Origin of the sequence: Belnapia arida (genome assembly GCF_016773205.1) — a bacterium.
In the GTDB taxonomy this organism is placed as follows: domain Bacteria; phylum Pseudomonadota; class Alphaproteobacteria; order Acetobacterales; family Acetobacteraceae; genus Belnapia; species Belnapia arida.
The window spans coordinates 79781-96209 of sequence record NZ_JAETWB010000001.1 but is presented as its reverse complement, the minus strand read 5'-3'; the positions used below and the strand labels follow the sequence as shown (position 1 = coordinate 96209).

Sequence of the window (16429 nt, the reverse complement as noted above, 5' to 3'; positions counted from 1 at the left end):
CGGCAGAACGCCCCCCCGCTTCAAGCAGCCGCGAGGGGGATTCAGGCCGCAGCCAGACCGAACTTGCCCAAAGAAATATCATTTCGCCGCTCTTTTGAGCGCGCATCAGCGGACAGCCGCCCCGACCCAATGGCCGGAAGGCCTCGTCGGTCTCCGTGGTCGCGGCAACACGGCGATGGTCCCCGGTCCTGAGGTACCAAACGGTTCCGCCTTCCCTGGTCGCCCGGGATGGCCTCCATGACCAGACCTGTTCCGACATCCTCCCTTTTTTGGCGCACTGCCGCGACCGGGACCCTGCCTGGATGGTCGCGGAAGGGGCCGAGGCACCGGCCAGGGCGATGCTGCCGGCGACGAGGTCGCGGCAGGTGACGGCCGACATGGATGCTTCTCCTGTTCCCGCTTGCCAGCCGCGGTGCCGGGCCGTAATCCGCCCTGGTCATGGCCTTTGCTTGCTTCGGTGGGATGGAACGGCAGGACCTCGGGCCTTGCCGGACACGCCTCCCATTGCAGGGCATCGTTGTGAAGCCGAACAAAGCGACTCAGGCAGTCTCGCCGTGACCACGTCCATGCCGAACCGAGGGGCAACACCTTGCTTGCCGCCCTTGGCGAGCGGCCGGAGTGCATGATGGAGCGCGACAACCGCCGCGCCATGGACGGCCTCCGCATCGTCCGGGCGAGCCGCGAGACGCTGCATGCCAGGGCGGACCTCATCATCGACACGATTGGCCAGGCGCCGGAGGCAAGCCTCGAGGCGCTGCCCGGCGGCTTGCAACGGGAGACCACCGCATGAGCCCCGCCCCGCCCGGCTATCTCCGCCTGCCGGAGCATGCGCTGCCCATCTTCAACAGCCTGGTCGGCCCCTTCTGGGTGAAGCCGGAGGGCGAGGGCATCCTGCTCGGCTTCCGCGTCGAGCTGCGCCACTGCAACCCGATGGAACTCTGCCATGGCGGCATGCTGACCGCCTTCGCCGACATCGTGCTGACCGGCGGCTGCAATCACGTGGCGCGGCTGCGGAGATTCCTCGTCACCGTCAGCCTGGCGACCGACTTCATCGGCCCGGCGCGCATCGGCGCCTGGGTGGAAGCACGGCCGGAGGTGCTGAAGGTGACGCGCGGCATGCTCTTCGGCCAGTGCCTGGTGACGGCGGAGGGCGAGCCGGTGCTGCGCGCCAGCGGTACCTTCCGCCATTCCGGCGACCCGGACCCGCGCTTCGACCGGATCGCGCGGCTGCTGGACGCTCAGCCGAGTGCGGCCTCCGCCTCCAGCGCGGCGCGGTAGCGCTCGGGCGCCGGGATCGGCTTCATCCGCGCGGTCTCGACGAAGGCGCAGACCAGCTCCGCCTCATAGACCAGCCGGTCGCCGACCCGCCCCGTCACCGCGAAGCGGAGGGAGGAGCCGCCGAGGCGGATCAGCAGCACCGTGCTCGCCAGCGTGTCGCGCGGCGTGACAGGGCTGCGGAAATCCATCTGCACATGGACGAAGGGCGTGCCGATGCCCTTATCCACATTCATCTCGTACCAGCCGGTGCCAAGCCGGTCCTGGAACCAGCGCTCCACCGCTTCCATGGCGAAGTCGAGGAAGCGCGCGGTGTAGGCGATGCGCGCCGCATCCGTCTCGCCCCAGGTGATGCGGCGGGTATGGGTGAAGGCCTCGGTAGGTCTCAACGTGATAGCGTCCCTGCTCGCGCATCTGGCCACGCAGGGAGGGCCAGTCGATGCCATGCTCGCGCCCGATCGCCCCGGGCGCCTCCTCCACGCCGGCGTCCAGCCCGCGCAGCCCGCAAACATGGATATGGGTGGAAGGCTTGCGGAGCAAAGCGGCCAGTGCCGGCGCCTCGGCCCGCATCCGGTCCTGCACCGGCCCGGCAGCCCGTCGGGCAGCCTGCCGAAGCAGAGGCGCTTGCCCACCGACGCAGCCGGGACCTTCTGCAAGGGGCCGAACCGGGCAGCTCCTCCGGTGCCCCCGCGCCGAAGAACAGGCGCTGCCGCTCCCTGTCCCGCCGCGCCAGGCGGTGATGTGGCGGTGGGGTGGTTCCTCGTGCCGGGTCGCCCGTGCCATGGTGCCGCCGGACCGCCCTCCCCCGATGCGGGGAGGTGACGGACAAGGGTTCGCTCAATGGCCGGGCCGCCTATTCCGAGCGGCTCCACGACAACAACGATGCGGAGGTGCCGACGCCATGAATGCTCCTGTTTCGATGACCGAGGCACCGGACTGGGCGCGCTACGCCGCCGGCGCCATGGTCGAGACCTTCGCCGATGCGGTGCTCGCCGGCGGGGCACGGACGCCCTTCACCGACCTCAACGGGGCGCTCTCCGCCATCTCGCCGACCGATCTCGGCATCCATGCGGCGCGGGCTGCGATGGCGCGCTCGGGGATCGACCCGAAGCGCATCGGCACCACCGTCGCCGGCAACTGCACCCAGGCGAGCTTCGACGCGCTGTTCTTCGCCCGGCATATCGGCCTCTATGCCGGGATGGCCGACGACAAGCCGGCGCATGGCGTGCAACGGCTCTGCACCACCGGCTTCGAGGCCATCGCCCAGGCGGCGCGGGCGACCAGCCAGGGGCAGGTCGATGTGGCGCTCGCCGTCGGGACGGAGAGCATGAGCCGGGCGCCGGTGGCCAGCTTCACCTCGCGCGGCGGGTTCGGGCTCGGGCAGGTGGAGTTCAAGGACTTCCTCTGGGAGGCGCTCTACGACACGGGCTGTTCCACCGCGATGGGCGGGACGGCGGAGAACTTGGCGAAGCTGCACGGCATCAGCCGCGAGGAGACGGATGCCTATGCGGCGGCGAGCTTCGCCCGCGCGCTGGAGGCCCAGGCCGCAGGCCGTTTCGGCGAGGAGATCGCGCCCGTCACCGAGGCCGTCTTCGAGGGGCCGGGGCTGAAGGCGCGGCGGCTGAAGCTGCCGAAGAAGCTCGATGCCGTCTCGGCCGACAGCCATGTCCGGCCGACGCCGATCGAGGTGCTGGCGAAGCTCCAGCCCGTCTTCGGCGGCGTGCAGACGGGCGGCAACAGCAGCGCCATCGTCGATGGGGCGGCGGCGGTCGTCGTCACGACCGGCAAGGCGGCAGGCGAAGGCGGGACGGTGCCGCTCGGGCGCATCGTGGCCGCCGCGGCGGCGGGGGTGCCGGCGGAGGTGATGGGCATCGGGCCGGTGCCGGCGGCCATCGCGCTCACGCGGAAGCTCGGGCTCAGCATCGCGGACATCGACCTGTTCGAGATCAACGAGGCCTTCGGGGCGCAGGCCGAGGCCGTCAGGCGAGCGCTCGGCGTCTCGCATGACCGGTTCAACGTGAATGGCGGGGCGATCGCCTTCGGCCATCCGCTGGCCGCGACCGGCGTGCGCTGCGTCCTCTCCCTCGCCATGGAGCTGAAGCGGCGCGGGCTCAAGCGCGGCATCGCGGGCGCCTGCGCGGGTGGCGGGCAGGGGATGGCGGTGCTGGTCGAAGTCGCTTGAGCGACTTCGTCCGCCGCTTCCTCGTCCATTGGAATGATTGCGATCCGGCGCGGATCGTCTTCCATGCCAATTTCATCCGCTGGATGGATGAGGGCTTCACCGACATGACCCGGGCGCGCGGCGTGGATTTCGCCGCGATGGCCGGGGCCGATCCGCATTTCCGCGGCTCGCCGCTGGTCGACCTGCGCTGCGCCTTCCGGGCGCCGGCGCGCTTCGCCGATATGCTGGAGCACCGGATCGCGCCGCCCGCCTTCACCGGCGGTCGGAGCTTCCGGCTGGCGCATCGGTTCCTCCTGGAGGACGGGACGCTGGTCGCCGAAGGCGAGCAGACGCGGATCTGGGGGCGGGACGAGGGCGAGGGGCTGCGGGCGGTGCCGATGCCCGAAGAGGTCAGGCGCAGGCTCGAAGGCTGATCCGGCGGAGACTAAAGGGCTTGATGGTCTTCAAGCCCTCCGGGCCCAAGGGTCTGGAATCCTTGGGCCCAGACCAGGCAATTTAAAGACTTTAGGGATTTAGGCGCCTGTCCCGCGACGCCCGGGATGCACGAGCCCAGCCCGCGCAGGATGGGGACAGGCTTTCCCCCTACGAAAGATGCGAACCGGGATTAGGCTATTCGTCCTATATCCCGGACCGTGCGGAAAAACAACGGCTCAGCCGGCGACGACCCAGGGCATCTCCAGCGCGCGAAGGCCCAAGGGGCGGTCGCCCTCGATGCGGACGCGCTGCAGGGCATCGGCCGCGGTGCCGGTGTGGAGTACCGTGCGGTTGTCCCAAAGGATCAGATCGCCCGGGCGCCAGGCATGGCGCCAGGTGACGGCGGGCGCGGTCGCGGCGGCGAAGAGCGCGTCCAGCAGCCGGGCGCTCTCGCCGGCCGGCAGGTTCAGGATGCGGCGGGTGAAGGCCGGGTTGACGAAAAGCGCCCCCTCCCCCGTCACCGGATGGCTGCGGATGACCGGGTGTTCGGCAAGGCGGCCGTGATGGGCGTGCTCGGCGCGCAGCTCCTCGACGCGGCGGCGGAGGCTCGCGGGCAGCAGGGCGAGGGCTGCGCGCTGGTCCGCGAAGGCGATCTCGGTCGCCTCGGCCGCCGGGGCATGGGCGAGGCAGGCGAGGCTCGGCTCCGCATCATGGGTGTGGTCGGCGTGCCAGGCGGCACCGGGCGGAGCCTCGCCCTCCGGGATGCCGGCAACGACGCGGAGCGGGGGCGGCAGCAGCAGGCTGCGGCGGTCGAGCAGCGGCGCCTCGACCGCGGCGAGGCCGGCGGCGAAGGCGGATTGCGCGGCTGGGCTGAGGCGCTGGCCACGGAAGAGCAGCACGGCATGCTCGAGGAAGGCGTCGTGCAGCACTTCGAGGGTCGGCGCGTCGAGCGGGGTGGCGAGGTCGAGGCCGGCGACCTCGGCGGCGAAAGCGGGATGGAGGGGGTGGATCTGCATCGGGGCGTGGCTCCGGGCGAAGGGGTCAGGGGAGAGGGTGCGCGTCAGCGTCGACAGCGCATTCGCCCGCATCCCTGGCTCCGGCCCCGCTGCATTCCACGCGATTTCCTGTCGGCCATGGCGATTATCCACGATCCATGATGGATATAATGGACAATGCACAGCCGGGCGCAAGGATGATTCCGTCACGATGAAGCGTTCAACCCGACACAAGCGGGTTGTATTCACCGATCAGAGACTGTTAATCCTTGGGCCTGAGCCGTGAGGAGCCGGAGGCCGCCATGTCGCACCCCCTCGCCCGCCGGGCCTTGCCCAGACTTGCCCTGGGGCTCGCCGCACCGGCGCGGGCGCAGGGCGCCGGCACGCTGCTGAATGTCAGCTATGACCCGACGCGGGAATTCTACCGGGCCTATAACGGCGCCTTCACCCTTTGGTGGCGGGAGAAGTCCGGCCAGGCGGTGCGGCTGAACAGTTCCCATGGCGGCTCGGGGCGCCAGGCGCGGGCGGTGATCGACGGGCTGGCGGCGGATGTGGTGACGCTCGCCCTGGCCTACGACATCGACGCCATTGCCGAGCGGGGGCTGATCGCGCGGGACTGGCAGCGGCGGCTGCCCGAGAACAGCGCGCCTTATACCAGTACCATCCTCTTCCTAGTTCGGCGCGGGAATCCCAAGGGCATCCGCGACTGGGGCGACCTGGTGAAGCCGGGGGTCGGGGTGGTGACACCCAATCCCAAGACCTCCGGCGGGGCGCGGTGGAATTACCTGGCGGCCTGGGCCTGGGCACGGCGGCAGGGCGGGGGCGACGCTGCGGCGGCGGAGTATCTCGGGCGGCTGCTGCGCAACGTGCCGGTGCTGGATACGGGTGCGCGTGGCTCGACCACCAGCTTCGCGCAGCGGGCGCAGGGCGACGTGCTGCTGGCCTGGGAGAACGAGGCACACCTGGCCTTCGCCGAATTCGGCGAGGGGCAGTTCGAGATCGTGGTGCCGAGCCTCTCGATCCTTGCAGAGCCGCCGGTGGCCGTGGTCGACCGCAACGTGGACCGGCGTGGGACGCGGGCAGTGGCGGAGGCTTATCTGGAGCATCTCTACTCGGCCGAGGCGCAGGCGCTGGCGGCGCAGCACTACTACCGGCCGCGCGAACGGGCGGCGCTGGCGGCGGCGCGGGCGACCTTTCCCGACCTGCCGCTGGTGACGGTGGATGCGGAATTCGGCGGCTGGGCCGAGGCGCAGCGGGCGCATTTCGCCGATGGGGGCAGCTTCGACCGGCTGTACCAGCCCGGGCGATGAGGCGGCGGGCCGCGCTGCCGGGGCTCGGCCTCGCGCTCGGGGTGACCTGGCTGTGGCTGGGGCTGATCGTGCTGGTGCCGCTCTCGGCGCTGGTGCTGCGGCCGTGGGAGCTGGGGCTGGCCGGCGTCTGGGCAAGCGTGACGGAGCCGCGGGTGGTGGCGGCGCTCGGGCTGTCCTTCGGGGCGGCGCTCGGGGCGGCCTTAGTGGATCTGCCGCTCGGGCTGCTGATCGCATGGGTAGTGGTGCGGTACCGCTTCCCCGGCCGGCGGGTGCTGGATGCGGCGATCGACTTGCCCTTCGCCCTGCCGACGGCCGTCGCCGGGCTGGCGCTGACGGCGCTCTACGCGCCGAACGGGTGGCTCGGGGCGCCGCTGGCGGCGATGGGGGTGACGGTGGCCTTCACGCCGCTCGGCGTCGCGGTGGCGCTGGCCTTCGTCGGGCTGCCATTCGTCGTGCGCATGGTGGAGCCGGTGCTGCGCGACCTGGGGCCGGAGGCGGAGGAGGCTGCCGCCGTGCTGGGCGCGACGCGGTGGCAGGCCTGGCGGCGCGTGGTGCTGCCGGCGCTGGGGCCGGCGCTGGTCTCGGGCGTGGCACTCGCCTTCGCGCGCGCCGTTGGGGAGTATGGCAGCGTGATCTTCATCGCCGGGAACCGGCCGATGGAGAGCGAGATCGCGCCGCTGCTGATCGTGGCCCGGCTGGAGCAGTATGACTACGCGGGGGCGGCGGCGCTGGGGCTCGCCATGCTGCTGCTGTCCTTCGTGTTCCTGGTGGTGTTCGGGCTGATGCAGCGCAGGCTGCGGCGGGGTGTCGTTTGAGGCGGCCGACCGAGGAGGCGCCGTGGCTGCGCTGGGTGTTGTGCCTGGCGGCGGTGGGGGTCGCCGTGCTGTTTCTCGTGCTGCCGCTGGCGGCGGTGTTTGCCGAGGCCTTCCGGCGGGGCTGGGAGCCAGCCGTCAGGGCACTTGCCGATCCGGATGCGCTGGCGGCGGTCAGGCTCACCCTGCTGGTGGCGGCGGTGGCGGTGCCGGTCAACCTGGTGGGCGGGGTGGCGGCGGCCTGGGCGATCGCCAAATTCGACTTCCCCGGACGGCGGCTGCTGATGGTGCTGATCGAGCTGCCCTTCTCCGTGTCGCCGGTGATCTCGGGGCTTGTCTACGTGCTGGTCTTCGGGGCGCAGGGCTGGCTCGGGCCGTGGCTTGAGGAGCGCGGGGTGCAGGTGATCTTCGCCCTGCCGGGGATCGTTCTGGCGACGATCTTCGTCACCTTTCCCTTCGTGGCGCGGACGCTGATCCCACTGATGCAGGACCAGGGGCGGACGGAGGAGGAGGCGGCGGCGACGCTCGGCGCCGATGGGTGGCGGATGTTCCGGCATGTGACGCTGCCGAATATCCGCTGGGCGCTGCTGTCGGGCGTGCTGCTCTGCAATGCGCGGGCGATGGGGGAATTCGGGGCGGTGTCGGTCGTCTCCGGCCATGTCAGGGGAGAGACCAACACCATGCCGCTGCATGTCGAGATCCTCTACAACGAGTACCAGTTCGTCGCGGCCTTCGCGGTGGCGGGCTTGCTCGCGCTGCTGGCGCTGGTGACGCTCGGCGCCAAGGCGGTGCTGGAGCGGGCGGGGTGATCGAGGTCCAGGGTTTGCATCTTCGCTATGGCGGGGTGGCGGCGCTGGACGGGGTGAACCTTGCCCTGCGCGCGGGGGAGTTCGTCGCGCTGCTGGGGGCGTCGGGGAGCGGGAAGACGACGCTGCTGCGCAGCCTCGCCGGGCTCGAATTTCCGGATGCGGGGCAGGTGCTGATCGAGGGGCGGGACATGGCCGCCGTGCCGGCGCGGGAACGGGGGGTCGGCTTCGTCTTCCAGAACTACGCGCTGTTCCGCCACATGACGGTGTTCGAGAACATCGCCTTCGGGTTGCGCATCAAGCCGCGCCGGCTGCGGCCGGGGCGCGCAGAGATCGTGCGGCGGGTGGAGGAACTGCTGGCGCTGGTGCGGCTGCCGGGGATGGGCGGGCGCCATCCCGACCAGCTTTCGGGCGGGCAACGGCAGAGGGTGGCCCTCGCCCGGGCGCTGGCGATCGAGCCGAGGGTGCTGCTGCTCGATGAGCCCTTCGGCGCGCTGGATGCGAAGGTACGGAAGGAGCTTCGGCACTGGCTGCGCGGGCTGCATGACAGGCTGGGGCTGACCAGCCTCTTCGTCACCCATGACCAGGACGAGGCGCTGGAGCTGGCCGACCGGGTGGCGGTGATGCGCGACGGGCGCGTCGTGCAGTTCGACACGCCGGAGGCGCTGCTGGCGGCGCCGGCGGATGCGGGGGTGGCGGGGTTCCTCGGCGATGCAGTGCCGATCGATTGCGTGGTGCGGGACGGCCAGGCCTGGTTCGAGGGGTTGCCGCCGGTTGCCGTGGCGGGCGTGGCGGAGGGCAAGGCGGTGGCCTTCCTCCGGCCGGTCGACCTGCTGGTCGAGCCGGGGGCGGGCGAAGCGCGTGTCGCAGCGGCGCGGCAGGATGGGCGGGGGGTGCGGCTGACGGTGGAGACGGCGGGGATGCTGCTGGAGGCCACGCCCGCGCCCGGCTGGATGCCGCGGCGGGGAGAGCCCTGCCGCGTCACCGCGCTCGCGGCGCGGGTGTTTCCGGCATGAGGCCGGGCAGCGCCAGGGCGGCACAAAGCAGGGCGAGGCCGGTCAGCCCGTAGACCAGGGCGGGCGGCAGGACCGGCAGCAGCAGCCCGGCTGCCAGCGGACCGGCGCCGGCGCCGAGGTCGCGCCAGGTGGCGAGGCGGGCGAGGGCCGGGACGCGCTCGGCACCCGGGTTCCGCGCAGCGACGACGGGGGCCGGGAGGGGCTGCAACAGGCCGCGCAACAGCACGACGAGCAGCGCGCCGACCCAGAGCCCCAGGCCGCCGAGGCCGATGGCGGCGAGCGCGAGGGCGGAAGCGACCGAAAGCAGGATGAGCATCCGCGCCGCGCCGAAGCGGTCGGCCAATGCCCCGCCGGCCGGGCCGAGGGCGATCTCCGAGGCGTAGCGCAGGGCGAGCGCCAGGCCCGCAGCCAGGGCGGCCCCCTGCCCTGCCCCGCCCAGGGCGAGCGCGGCCAGCACCGAAAGGCCGAGGACGAAGACGCCGTCCAGCGCCATCCCCTGCACGAAGGACCAGACATCGATCCGCGCCGGCAGGCCGAAGCGCGGGGCGCCGCGCACCGCCTCGCCCTGGCCGCCCGGCAGGCGAAGGGCGAAGGGCAGCGCGGTGAGGGCGATGCCGGCGAGCAGAAGGAAGACGAGGTGGGGGCCGTAAGCCTCTGCGATCAACGCGCCGGCGACGAGGCCGATCATCGGCCCGGTGGCGATGATGGCGCGGGAGCGGCCGCTGCGGCGGGCGGCGCCCCCTGCCTCGGCAGTGGCGAGGGCCTGCGTCGCGATGTTCAGCGCAGCGAAGGAGAGGCCCCAGAGCAGCCGTGCCGCCAGCAGCCACCAGAGGCCGGGTAGCACCGCGTAGCCGAGCGAGGAGAGCGCCGCGCCGACCACGGCAAGCGCGCAGGCGGTACGCGGGCCGCGCCGCTCGTAGAGCCGGGCGATCCAGCCATAGCCGGCGATGCGGACGAGGCGGTTGGCGGCGAGCAACAGGCCGGCTTCGGCGAAGGTGACGCCGAAGGTGGCGGCATGCAGGGGCAGCAGGAGGTAGAGGACGGTATCGGTCGGCAGGGTCAGGCCGAGGGTGATCGAGGCATCGCGGGAGGCGCGGTCGGCAGCGGTGGCGTCCATAAGGCCAGGCTGCGCTTGGGTAGACGGCTAGACAACTGGATGAATGCAGAATTCATGGAAAGCGCTGCGAAATAAGATGGGCGAGCCCCGCCGGTCCGGTCACTCCTGACTGAGCGCGAGCAGGCGTTCCCGATAGGCGGCGCCGGCGCTCGCCAGATCGTCCGCCGAAGCGGTCCTGGCGTTGAAGATCAGGAAGGGCTCCTGCCACGCCAGCCCGCAGCGATGGGCGGTCGCATGCAGGGGGCGCAGCAGCTCCGGCAGGGGGTAGAGGTTCATGCCCGTCGCGTCATAGGCCTCGGGCCGGTTGCCCGCCGTGGCCGCCACCAGCAACGGCCGCCCGGCAAGGCGTGCGCCTTCGGTTTCCGCGTTGATGTAGAACATCCGGGTCAGCACCGCGTCCTGCCAGGCCTTGAGCAGCGGCGGAGTGGAGTACCACTGCACCGGGAAATGCAGGACGATGCGGCGGGCCCCAAGCAGGCGCGCGACCTCCGCATCAAGGTCGAACCGGCCATCGGGATAGAGCGCCTCCAGATGCGCCACCTCCACCCCTGGCAGCGCGGCGGCGGCCTCGGCCAGGGCGCGGTTGGCGCGGGAGGCGGCGTAGCCGGGATGGGAGATGAGGATCAGGGTCTCGGTCACGTTGTTGCTCCTCGGTTGTTGCGGAGGAGGATGGGGCGGCGCCTACTATTGATCCAATGGATGGTTGGTATGGGCGGCCATGGACCGGGTGAATGGACTACGCGGGATCGACCTGAACCTCCTCGTCGTGCTCGATGCCTTGCTGGAGGAGGCGCATGTCACCCGCGCGGCGCGGCGCCTTGGCCTGTCGCAGCCCGCGGCCTCGAATGCGTTGGACCGGCTGCGGCACCTCTTCGGCGACCCGCTGCTCGAGCGTGGGCGCGGGGGCCTGCGCCTCACGCCGTTGGGCGAGGCTCTGCGGGCGCCGCTAGGCGAGGCGCTGGCGGCGCTGCGGGACGTGCTGAGGCGTCCGGGCCGCAATCTGGCGACCACACGGCAGACCGTCCGTCTGCTGATGGCCGATGCGCCGGGCGTGGCGCTGCTGGTGACGCTGCAGGCACGGCTCGCTCATACGGCGCCCGGTGTCACCCTCGCCCTGCTGCCCTGGGCCGGCGCGGCGGATGCCCTGACGCGGCTCCATCACGGCGAGGCGGATCTGGTGGCCTCGGTCCTGCCGCCGCTGGATCCGCCGCTCCGCCAGCGGCGGCTGCTGGACGAGACCTATTGCGTCGTCATGCGGCCCGGCCATCCGGCGGCGGCGGAGTTCGACCTCGCCCGCTGGCTGGCCTTTCCGCATGTCGTCGTCTCCGGGCATGGCGGGACGGAGACGCCGCTGGACGCCGGGCTGGCGGCGCGTGGCCTGGCACGCCGGGTCGGGGTGGTGGTGCCGAGCTTTCTCATGGTGCCGCCCCTGCTGGCCGGGTCGGACCTGATCGCCATGCTGCCGACGCGCTGCGTCCCCGCAGGGGCCGCGCTGACCGTCAGGCCCCCGCCCCTGCCCGTCGAGGGCTTCCGGCTCGACCTCGCCTGGCATGACCGGCGTAGCGGCGACCCGGTGGTGATGCATGTCGCCGAGGCCATGGCGGAGGCCCTCGCCGCGGACGGGGTCCGCGCGCCGCCGCTATGACGGCGCGCCTGCTGGGGCGGCGCTCAGCCCTTCACGTCCATCGCCTGGCGCAGCCCGTCGCTCAGCAGGTTGAAGCAGATGGAGGTGACGAAGATGCAGGCGCCGGGCAGCACCGCGACCCAGGGCTGGACATAGATGGCCGTGCGCAGCGTGTTCAGCATCAGCCCCCATTCCGGCTCGGGCGGCTTGGTGCCGAGGCCGAGGAAGCTGAGGCCCGAGGAGAGGATCATGCAGACGCTGATGAGGCCCGTGGCATAGACGAAGATCGGGCCGAGCACGTTGCCGAGCACATGCACGCGGACGATGGTGAAGCCGGAGGCGCCGGAGGCCCGCGCCGCATCGACGAAATCGAGGCTGCGCACGCCCTGCGTCACGCTCTCGGCCACGCGGATGATCTGCGGCACGAAGACCAGCGTCAGCGAGAGGATGGCGTTGAAGATGCCGGCGCCGAGCGCCCCCGAGATGGCGACGGCGAGCAGCACCGAGGGGAAGGCGTAGAAGACATCGGTGACGCGCATGATCGCCATGTTCACGCGGCCGCCCATGAAGCCGGCGGTGACGCCGAGCGTCGTGCCGATGACGAAGGCGAAGGCCACGGGCACGATGCCCATGAACCAGGAGAGGCGGCCGCCATAGAGCAGGCGCGTCAGGATGTCGCGGCCGAGCTCGTCGGTGCCGAGCAGGTAGTTCGGCGTGCCGATGGCGCGGAGGCGGCGGATCATGCTGCCCTGGTAGGGGTCGTGCGGCGCGAGCAGCGGGGCGAAGACGATCGCCAGCAGCATCAGCAGCAGGATGGCGGCGCAGGCGATCGTCACCGGGTCTCGCCGCAGGCGCTTGAAGACGCCGGCCCAGTAGCCCTGCGAGCGGACGGGGGCCTGCCGGGCCTGTACGGCGAGTTCCGCTTCCGCGGCGGTCGGGGTGGTGGCCGTGCTCATCGATGCAGGCTCCTCAGGCGCGCTTGATGCGGGGGTCGAGGGTGGTCTGGATCAGGTCGACGAGCAGGTTCAGGGCGACGAAGAACATCGCCAGCACCAGGATCGTCCCCTGCAGCACCGGCAGGTCGCGCTGGAAGATGGCGCTGTTCAGCAGGAGGCCCGTCCCCGGCCAGGAGAAGACGGTCTCGACCAGGATGGAGCCGCCCATCAGGTAGCCGAGCTGGAGGCCCATCACCGCCAGTGCGTTGGGCGCGGCGTTCTTGACGACATGCAGGAAGATGCCGCGGCGCGTCATCCCCTTGCCGCGCAGGGCGGTGATGAATTCCTGGTTCATGATCTCGGCGACGATGCCGCGCACGGTGCGGGTGACGATGCCCATCGGGATGACCGAGAGGGTGATGGTCGGCAGGACGAGATGCTTGACGTGCTCCCAGTCCCAGCCCCAGTCGGAGGAGCCGCCGGGGCCAGCGCCCATCGCCGGCAGCCAGTTGAGCTGGACGGAGAAGACGACGACCATCACCATCCCCAGCCAGTAGTGCGGGACGGAGACGCCGGCGACGGCGATGCCGGTGGCGCCACGGTCGATGGCCGAGCCGCGGAAGGTGCCGGCGAGGCCGCCCAGGATGCAGCCGAGGATGAAGCCGAGGCCGGAGGCGCAGAAGGCCAGCATCAGCGTGTTGCCGATGGCGCTGCGGAGATCGGCCCAGACCGGGCGGCCGGTGGCGAGCGAGCGGCCGAGATCGCCGACCACGACCTTCGACAGCCAGAGGCCGAACTGGACCGGCAGCGGCTTGTCGAGGCCGTAGTCGCGGCGGACCTGCTCCACCACATCGGCGGGCGCGTCGGGCGGGACGATGGCATTGATCGGGTCGCCGGGGGCGATCTGCACCAGCATGAAGCAGACGAAGCCGACGGCGAGGGCGATCGGGATCGCGTAGACGATGCGCCGCGCCAGATAGAGGATCATGCGGTGGTTCCCAGGTCTCTGCCGGGGCTGCGACGCAAGGCGCGTGCCAGGATGGCGCGGGGCCCGGCGGCGATGGTGGGGCCGAGGCTGCCCAGGGAGGCGGCAAAGTGCCCGCGGCTTGGGCTTAGGCGGAAATTAAGGGAGCCGGGGGAGAGTGCCGCCATCGGAGTGCAGGCATGGCGGGCAAGGGCAAGAAGGGCGGCGTCACCATCGTCATCCGCAAGGAGGAAGGCGGCGAGCACGGGCATCATGGCGGCGCCTGGAAGGTCGCCTATGCCGATTTCGTCACGGCGATGATGGCCTTCTTCCTGCTGATGTGGCTGCTCAACGCCACGTCCGAGGAGCAGCGGCGCGGACTTGCCGACTTCTTCTCGCCGAACAACGTGCTGGCCCGGGCCAACTCGGGCAGCGGCCAGCCCTTCGGCGGCAGGACGCCGCATGCGGAGGGGGCTTCGGTCTCGGACAGCGGTGCGGTGCGGGTGGAGCGGGGGCAGGCGCCCTTCCTCCTCGACATCGAGGAGGATGGCGACACGCCGGCGGCGCCGCCCTCCCCCGCCCTCCCGCCCCAGCCGGACCAGACCGAGGTGCCGCATGCGGCGCAGCCGGACACCGCCGCCATCCCCGATGCGGCGCTGCGCGAGGAGCTGGCGCGGCGGGAGCGGGTGGCGCTGGAGCGCGCCGCGGAGGATATCCGCGCCGCGGTGCGCGACGACCCGGCGCTGGCGGAGCTGGCGCGGCAGCTCGTCGTCGAGCAGGTGCCGGAGGGCCTGCGCATCCAGATCCTCGATGCCGAGCGGCGGCCGATGTTCGCCGCGGGCAGCGCGGCGCCGAACGAGCGGGCGCGGGCGCTGCTGCAACAGGTGATCCGGGTGGCGGCGCGGCTGCCGAACGGGCTCGCCATCGCCGGCCATACGGATGCGACGCCCTTCCGCGGCGGCGAGCGGGGCAACTGGGAGCTTTCGGCCGAGCGGGCCAATGCGGTGCGGCGGCTGATGGTCGAGGGCGGCATCGCCGAGGCCAGGCTGCAAAGCGTCACCGGCCATGCCGAGCGCGACCTGCTGCTGCCGGCCGAGCCGACCAATCCCGCCAACAGGCGCGTCGGCATCACCCTGCTGCGGCAGCTGCCGGAGAGTGCCGCGCGATGACGACGATCGGCGGCTTCGTCTTCCTGCTGGCCATGGTGTTCGGCGGCTACATCATCGCCGGCGGCAAGTTCGGCATCATCCTGCATTCCCTGCCCTACGAGATGATGATGATCGGCGGCGCCGCCGTCGGCTCCTTCGTCATGTCGAACAGCATGCACGACATCAAGCACGTGCTCGACGGCTTCGGGAAGATCATCAAGGGCGCACGCTTCCACAAGCACGAGTACTCCGATCTTCTCGCACTGCTCTACTACTTCGTCCGCCTGGCGCAATCGAAGGGCGCCATGGCGCTGGAGCCGCACATCGAGAAGCCGGAGGACAGCGCCGCCTTCCAGAAATTCCCCAAGATCGCGGCTGACAAGGTCGCCACCACCATGATCTGCGACTACCTGCGCATGGTCGGCATGAATGCCGACGACCCGCACCAGATCGAGGACATCATGGCGCGGGAACTCAAGAAGGTGGCGAACGAGGAGATGCACGCGGCACATGCCATGCAAGCCATCGCCGATGCGCTGCCGGCGCTCGGCATCGTCGCCGCGGTACTCGGTGTCATCAAGACGATGGCCTCGATCGACCAGCCGCCCGCGGTGCTGGGCGGGATGATCGGCGGCGCGCTGGTCGGCACCTTCCTCGGCATCCTGCTGGCCTACGGCCTGATGGGGCCGATGGCGGCGCGGCTGAAGGGCGTGGTCGACGAGGAGTGCAAGTTCTACGAGGTGATCCGCGCCGTCCTTGTGGCCCACCTGCACGGCAATGCGCCGCAGGTGGCGGTGGAGGCGGGCCGCAAGACCGCGCCGAGCCATTCGATGCCGACCTTCCAGGAGCTGGAGGCGGCGCTGCAGGAGCTGCAGATCGCTTGACCGGGGCGGGCGGCGCGGGCATCGGTGCGGGCATGGATCCCTCGCATTCGCCCTATCACGAGCATCTCGGCATCACGGTCGAGGAATGGCGGGAGGGCTATGCGCGGCTGGTCTGCGAGACGGCGCCCTTCCACGCCAACCGCTCGGGCATCGTGCATGGCGGGCTGCTGCTCTCGATGATCGACCAGGCGGCGGCCTTCTCGGGGCTGTTCTGCCCGGTGCCGGGGCGGGTGCGGCGGGCGGTGACGCTCGATCTCGATTGCCGCTTCACCGGCCAGGCGGCGATCGGCGGCAGGCTGGTGGCCGAGGGGCGGGTGGCGACGGGCGGGCGCAACGTCTTCTTCGCCCGCACCGAGGTCTTCGATGCGGAGGGGCGGATGGTGGCCTTCGGCGCCTCCACCCACCGCTACCGGGCAGGCAGCGGGGACCCCGAAGGCGTGCCTATTCAACCCTGAGCGCGGCGCGGCGCTCGGCGCGGCCGGCAGGGTCGGTCAGCGCGGAGAGGCGCTCCGCGGCCAGCATGGCGAAGCGGTGCAACAGGGCGCGGCGGCGGGCGGGGGCCAGCGGGTGGGCCGGGGCGGGGCGGAGCTCGGCCATCTCCAGACCGTCGGCGACGAGCAGGCCGGCATCCTCCGGCAGCAGCGCCTGCGGGAAGTCGAGGTCCACCGCGAAATAGAGCCGGTCGCAATACTCGCGGTAGTCGGGCCATTTCAGGTCCGAGAGGAAATCGCGGGCGCAGGACTTCACCTCGACGATCGCGAAGCCGCCATCGGGCAGGAGGGCGAGCAGGTCCGCCCGGCGGCCGTTCGGCAGGGGCATCTCGGCCAGGCTCGTCCAGCCGTGGAGGCCGCAGAAGCGCTGCGCAGCCCGGCAGACGAGGCTGGTGCGTTCCGCAGGCGTCAAGGTGCATCCCAGGGCCAAGTCCGGCGTTGATGGGAGAATGGTCA

19 protein-coding genes are annotated in these 16429 nt (G+C 71.4%); 12 read left to right on the top strand and 7 right to left on the bottom strand.

The window, feature by feature from the left end:
- The first annotated feature begins 589 nt into the window (after positions 1-589).
- Positions 590-790: a hypothetical protein gene (locus tag JMJ56_RS00545; RefSeq protein WP_202829661.1), complete on the top strand. Its 201-nt coding sequence runs from the start codon at positions 590-592 to the stop codon at positions 788-790.
- Positions 787-1278 carry a PaaI family thioesterase gene (locus tag JMJ56_RS00540; protein WP_202829660.1) on the top strand — a complete coding sequence of 164 codons (492 nt, stop codon included), beginning with the start codon at positions 787-789 and terminating at the stop codon, positions 1276-1278. Before JMJ56_RS00545 ends, JMJ56_RS00540 begins: the two co-directional genes overlap by 4 nt.
- Here JMJ56_RS00540 and JMJ56_RS00535 read toward each other — a convergent pair.
- On the bottom strand, positions 1239-1664 hold the full coding sequence (locus JMJ56_RS00535; protein WP_202829659.1) for an acyl-CoA thioesterase: 426 nt from the start codon (positions 1662-1664) through the stop codon (positions 1239-1241). The genes JMJ56_RS00540 and JMJ56_RS00535 overlap by 40 nt on opposite strands.
- A 512-nt stretch (positions 1665-2176) precedes the next feature.
- Between JMJ56_RS00535 and JMJ56_RS00530 the strand changes: the two genes are divergently transcribed.
- Positions 2177-3457 (top strand): thiolase family protein, encoded by a 1281-nt coding sequence (locus JMJ56_RS00530; protein WP_236037366.1) that lies wholly within the window; start codon positions 2177-2179, stop codon positions 3455-3457.
- The gene (locus tag JMJ56_RS00525; RefSeq protein WP_202829658.1) at positions 3454-3870 is read left to right on the top strand and encodes an acyl-CoA thioesterase; all 417 of its coding nucleotides are present in this window, start codon (positions 3454-3456) and stop codon (positions 3868-3870) included. The genes JMJ56_RS00530 and JMJ56_RS00525 overlap by 4 nt, the downstream gene beginning before the upstream one ends.
- Positions 3871-4107: 237 nt before the next feature.
- Here JMJ56_RS00525 and JMJ56_RS00520 read toward each other — a convergent pair whose 3' ends face one another.
- Positions 4108-4959 carry a TauD/TfdA dioxygenase family protein gene (locus JMJ56_RS00520; RefSeq protein WP_202829657.1) on the bottom strand — a complete coding sequence of 284 codons (852 nt, stop codon included), beginning with the start codon at positions 4957-4959 and terminating at the stop codon, positions 4108-4110.
- 209 nt (positions 4960-5168) lie between these two features.
- Between JMJ56_RS00520 and JMJ56_RS00515 the strand changes: the two genes are divergently transcribed.
- Genes JMJ56_RS00515 through JMJ56_RS00500 form a run of 4 tightly spaced genes read left to right on the top strand, consistent with a single transcriptional unit; the run spans position 5169 to position 8810 of the window.
- On the top strand, positions 5169-6176 hold the full coding sequence (locus JMJ56_RS00515; protein ID WP_202829656.1) for a sulfate ABC transporter substrate-binding protein: 1008 nt from the start codon (positions 5169-5171) through the stop codon (positions 6174-6176).
- Complete coding sequence (gene cysT, locus JMJ56_RS00510; RefSeq protein WP_202829655.1) at positions 6173-6991, top strand: sulfate ABC transporter permease subunit CysT; 819 nt, start codon at positions 6173-6175, stop codon at positions 6989-6991. Before JMJ56_RS00515 ends, cysT begins: the two co-directional genes overlap by 4 nt.
- Positions 6988-7797: a sulfate ABC transporter permease subunit CysW gene (gene cysW / locus JMJ56_RS00505; RefSeq protein WP_236037365.1), complete on the top strand. Its 810-nt coding sequence runs from the start codon at positions 6988-6990 to the stop codon at positions 7795-7797. Before cysT ends, cysW begins: the two co-directional genes overlap by 4 nt.
- Positions 7794-8810, top strand: coding sequence for a sulfate/molybdate ABC transporter ATP-binding protein (locus JMJ56_RS00500; protein WP_202829654.1), 1017 nt, complete (start codon positions 7794-7796; stop codon positions 8808-8810). The genes cysW and JMJ56_RS00500 overlap by 4 nt, the downstream gene beginning before the upstream one ends.
- On the opposite strand, the gene JMJ56_RS00495 is transcribed toward JMJ56_RS00500, so the two are convergent.
- Positions 8776-9927 carry an MFS transporter gene (locus JMJ56_RS00495; RefSeq protein ID WP_202829653.1) on the bottom strand — a complete coding sequence of 384 codons (1152 nt, stop codon included), beginning with the start codon at positions 9925-9927 and terminating at the stop codon, positions 8776-8778. The two genes, JMJ56_RS00500 and JMJ56_RS00495, sit on opposite strands and share 35 nt — an antisense overlap.
- A 99-nt stretch (positions 9928-10026) precedes the next feature.
- Positions 10027-10566, bottom strand: a complete 540-nt coding sequence (locus JMJ56_RS00490; RefSeq protein WP_202829652.1) for an NAD(P)H-dependent oxidoreductase — start codon at positions 10564-10566, stop codon at positions 10027-10029.
- Positions 10567-10645: 79 nt separating this feature from the next.
- Here JMJ56_RS00490 and JMJ56_RS00485 point away from each other — a divergent pair, with 79 nt between their 5' ends.
- The gene (locus tag JMJ56_RS00485; RefSeq protein WP_202829651.1) at positions 10646-11572 is read left to right on the top strand and encodes a LysR family transcriptional regulator; all 927 of its coding nucleotides are present in this window, start codon (positions 10646-10648) and stop codon (positions 11570-11572) included.
- A gap of 23 nt (positions 11573-11595) precedes the next feature.
- Here JMJ56_RS00485 and JMJ56_RS00480 read toward each other — a convergent pair whose 3' ends face one another.
- Together JMJ56_RS00480 and JMJ56_RS00475 are read right to left on the bottom strand one after the other, a co-directional pair.
- A complete protein-coding gene (locus JMJ56_RS00480; RefSeq protein ID WP_043362523.1) occupies positions 11596-12507 on the bottom strand; it encodes an ABC transporter permease in 912 nt (303 codons plus the stop codon).
- Positions 12508-12520: 13 nt separating this feature from the next.
- Positions 12521-13474 carry an ABC transporter permease gene (locus JMJ56_RS00475; protein WP_202829650.1) on the bottom strand — a complete coding sequence of 318 codons (954 nt, stop codon included), beginning with the start codon at positions 13472-13474 and terminating at the stop codon, positions 12521-12523.
- 176 nt (positions 13475-13650) lie between these two features.
- Here JMJ56_RS00475 and JMJ56_RS00470 point away from each other — a divergent pair, with 176 nt between their 5' ends.
- Genes JMJ56_RS00470 through JMJ56_RS00460 form a run of 3 tightly spaced genes read left to right on the top strand, consistent with a single transcriptional unit; the run spans position 13651 to position 15937 of the window.
- Positions 13651-14619 (top strand): flagellar motor protein MotB, encoded by a 969-nt coding sequence (locus JMJ56_RS00470; RefSeq protein ID WP_202829649.1) that lies wholly within the window; start codon positions 13651-13653, stop codon positions 14617-14619.
- A complete protein-coding gene (gene motA, locus JMJ56_RS00465; RefSeq protein ID WP_202829648.1) occupies positions 14616-15482 on the top strand; it encodes a flagellar motor stator protein MotA in 867 nt (288 codons plus the stop codon). The genes JMJ56_RS00470 and motA overlap by 4 nt, the downstream gene beginning before the upstream one ends.
- Positions 15479-15937 carry a PaaI family thioesterase gene (locus JMJ56_RS00460; protein WP_236037364.1) on the top strand — a complete coding sequence of 153 codons (459 nt, stop codon included), beginning with the start codon at positions 15479-15481 and terminating at the stop codon, positions 15935-15937. The genes motA and JMJ56_RS00460 overlap by 4 nt, the downstream gene beginning before the upstream one ends.
- Here the strand turns inward: JMJ56_RS00460 and JMJ56_RS00455 are convergent.
- Positions 15924-16385, bottom strand: a complete 462-nt coding sequence (locus JMJ56_RS00455; RefSeq protein ID WP_236037363.1) for an MmcB family DNA repair protein — start codon at positions 16383-16385, stop codon at positions 15924-15926. The two genes, JMJ56_RS00460 and JMJ56_RS00455, sit on opposite strands and share 14 nt — an antisense overlap.
- Positions 16386-16429 lie beyond the last annotated feature (44 nt).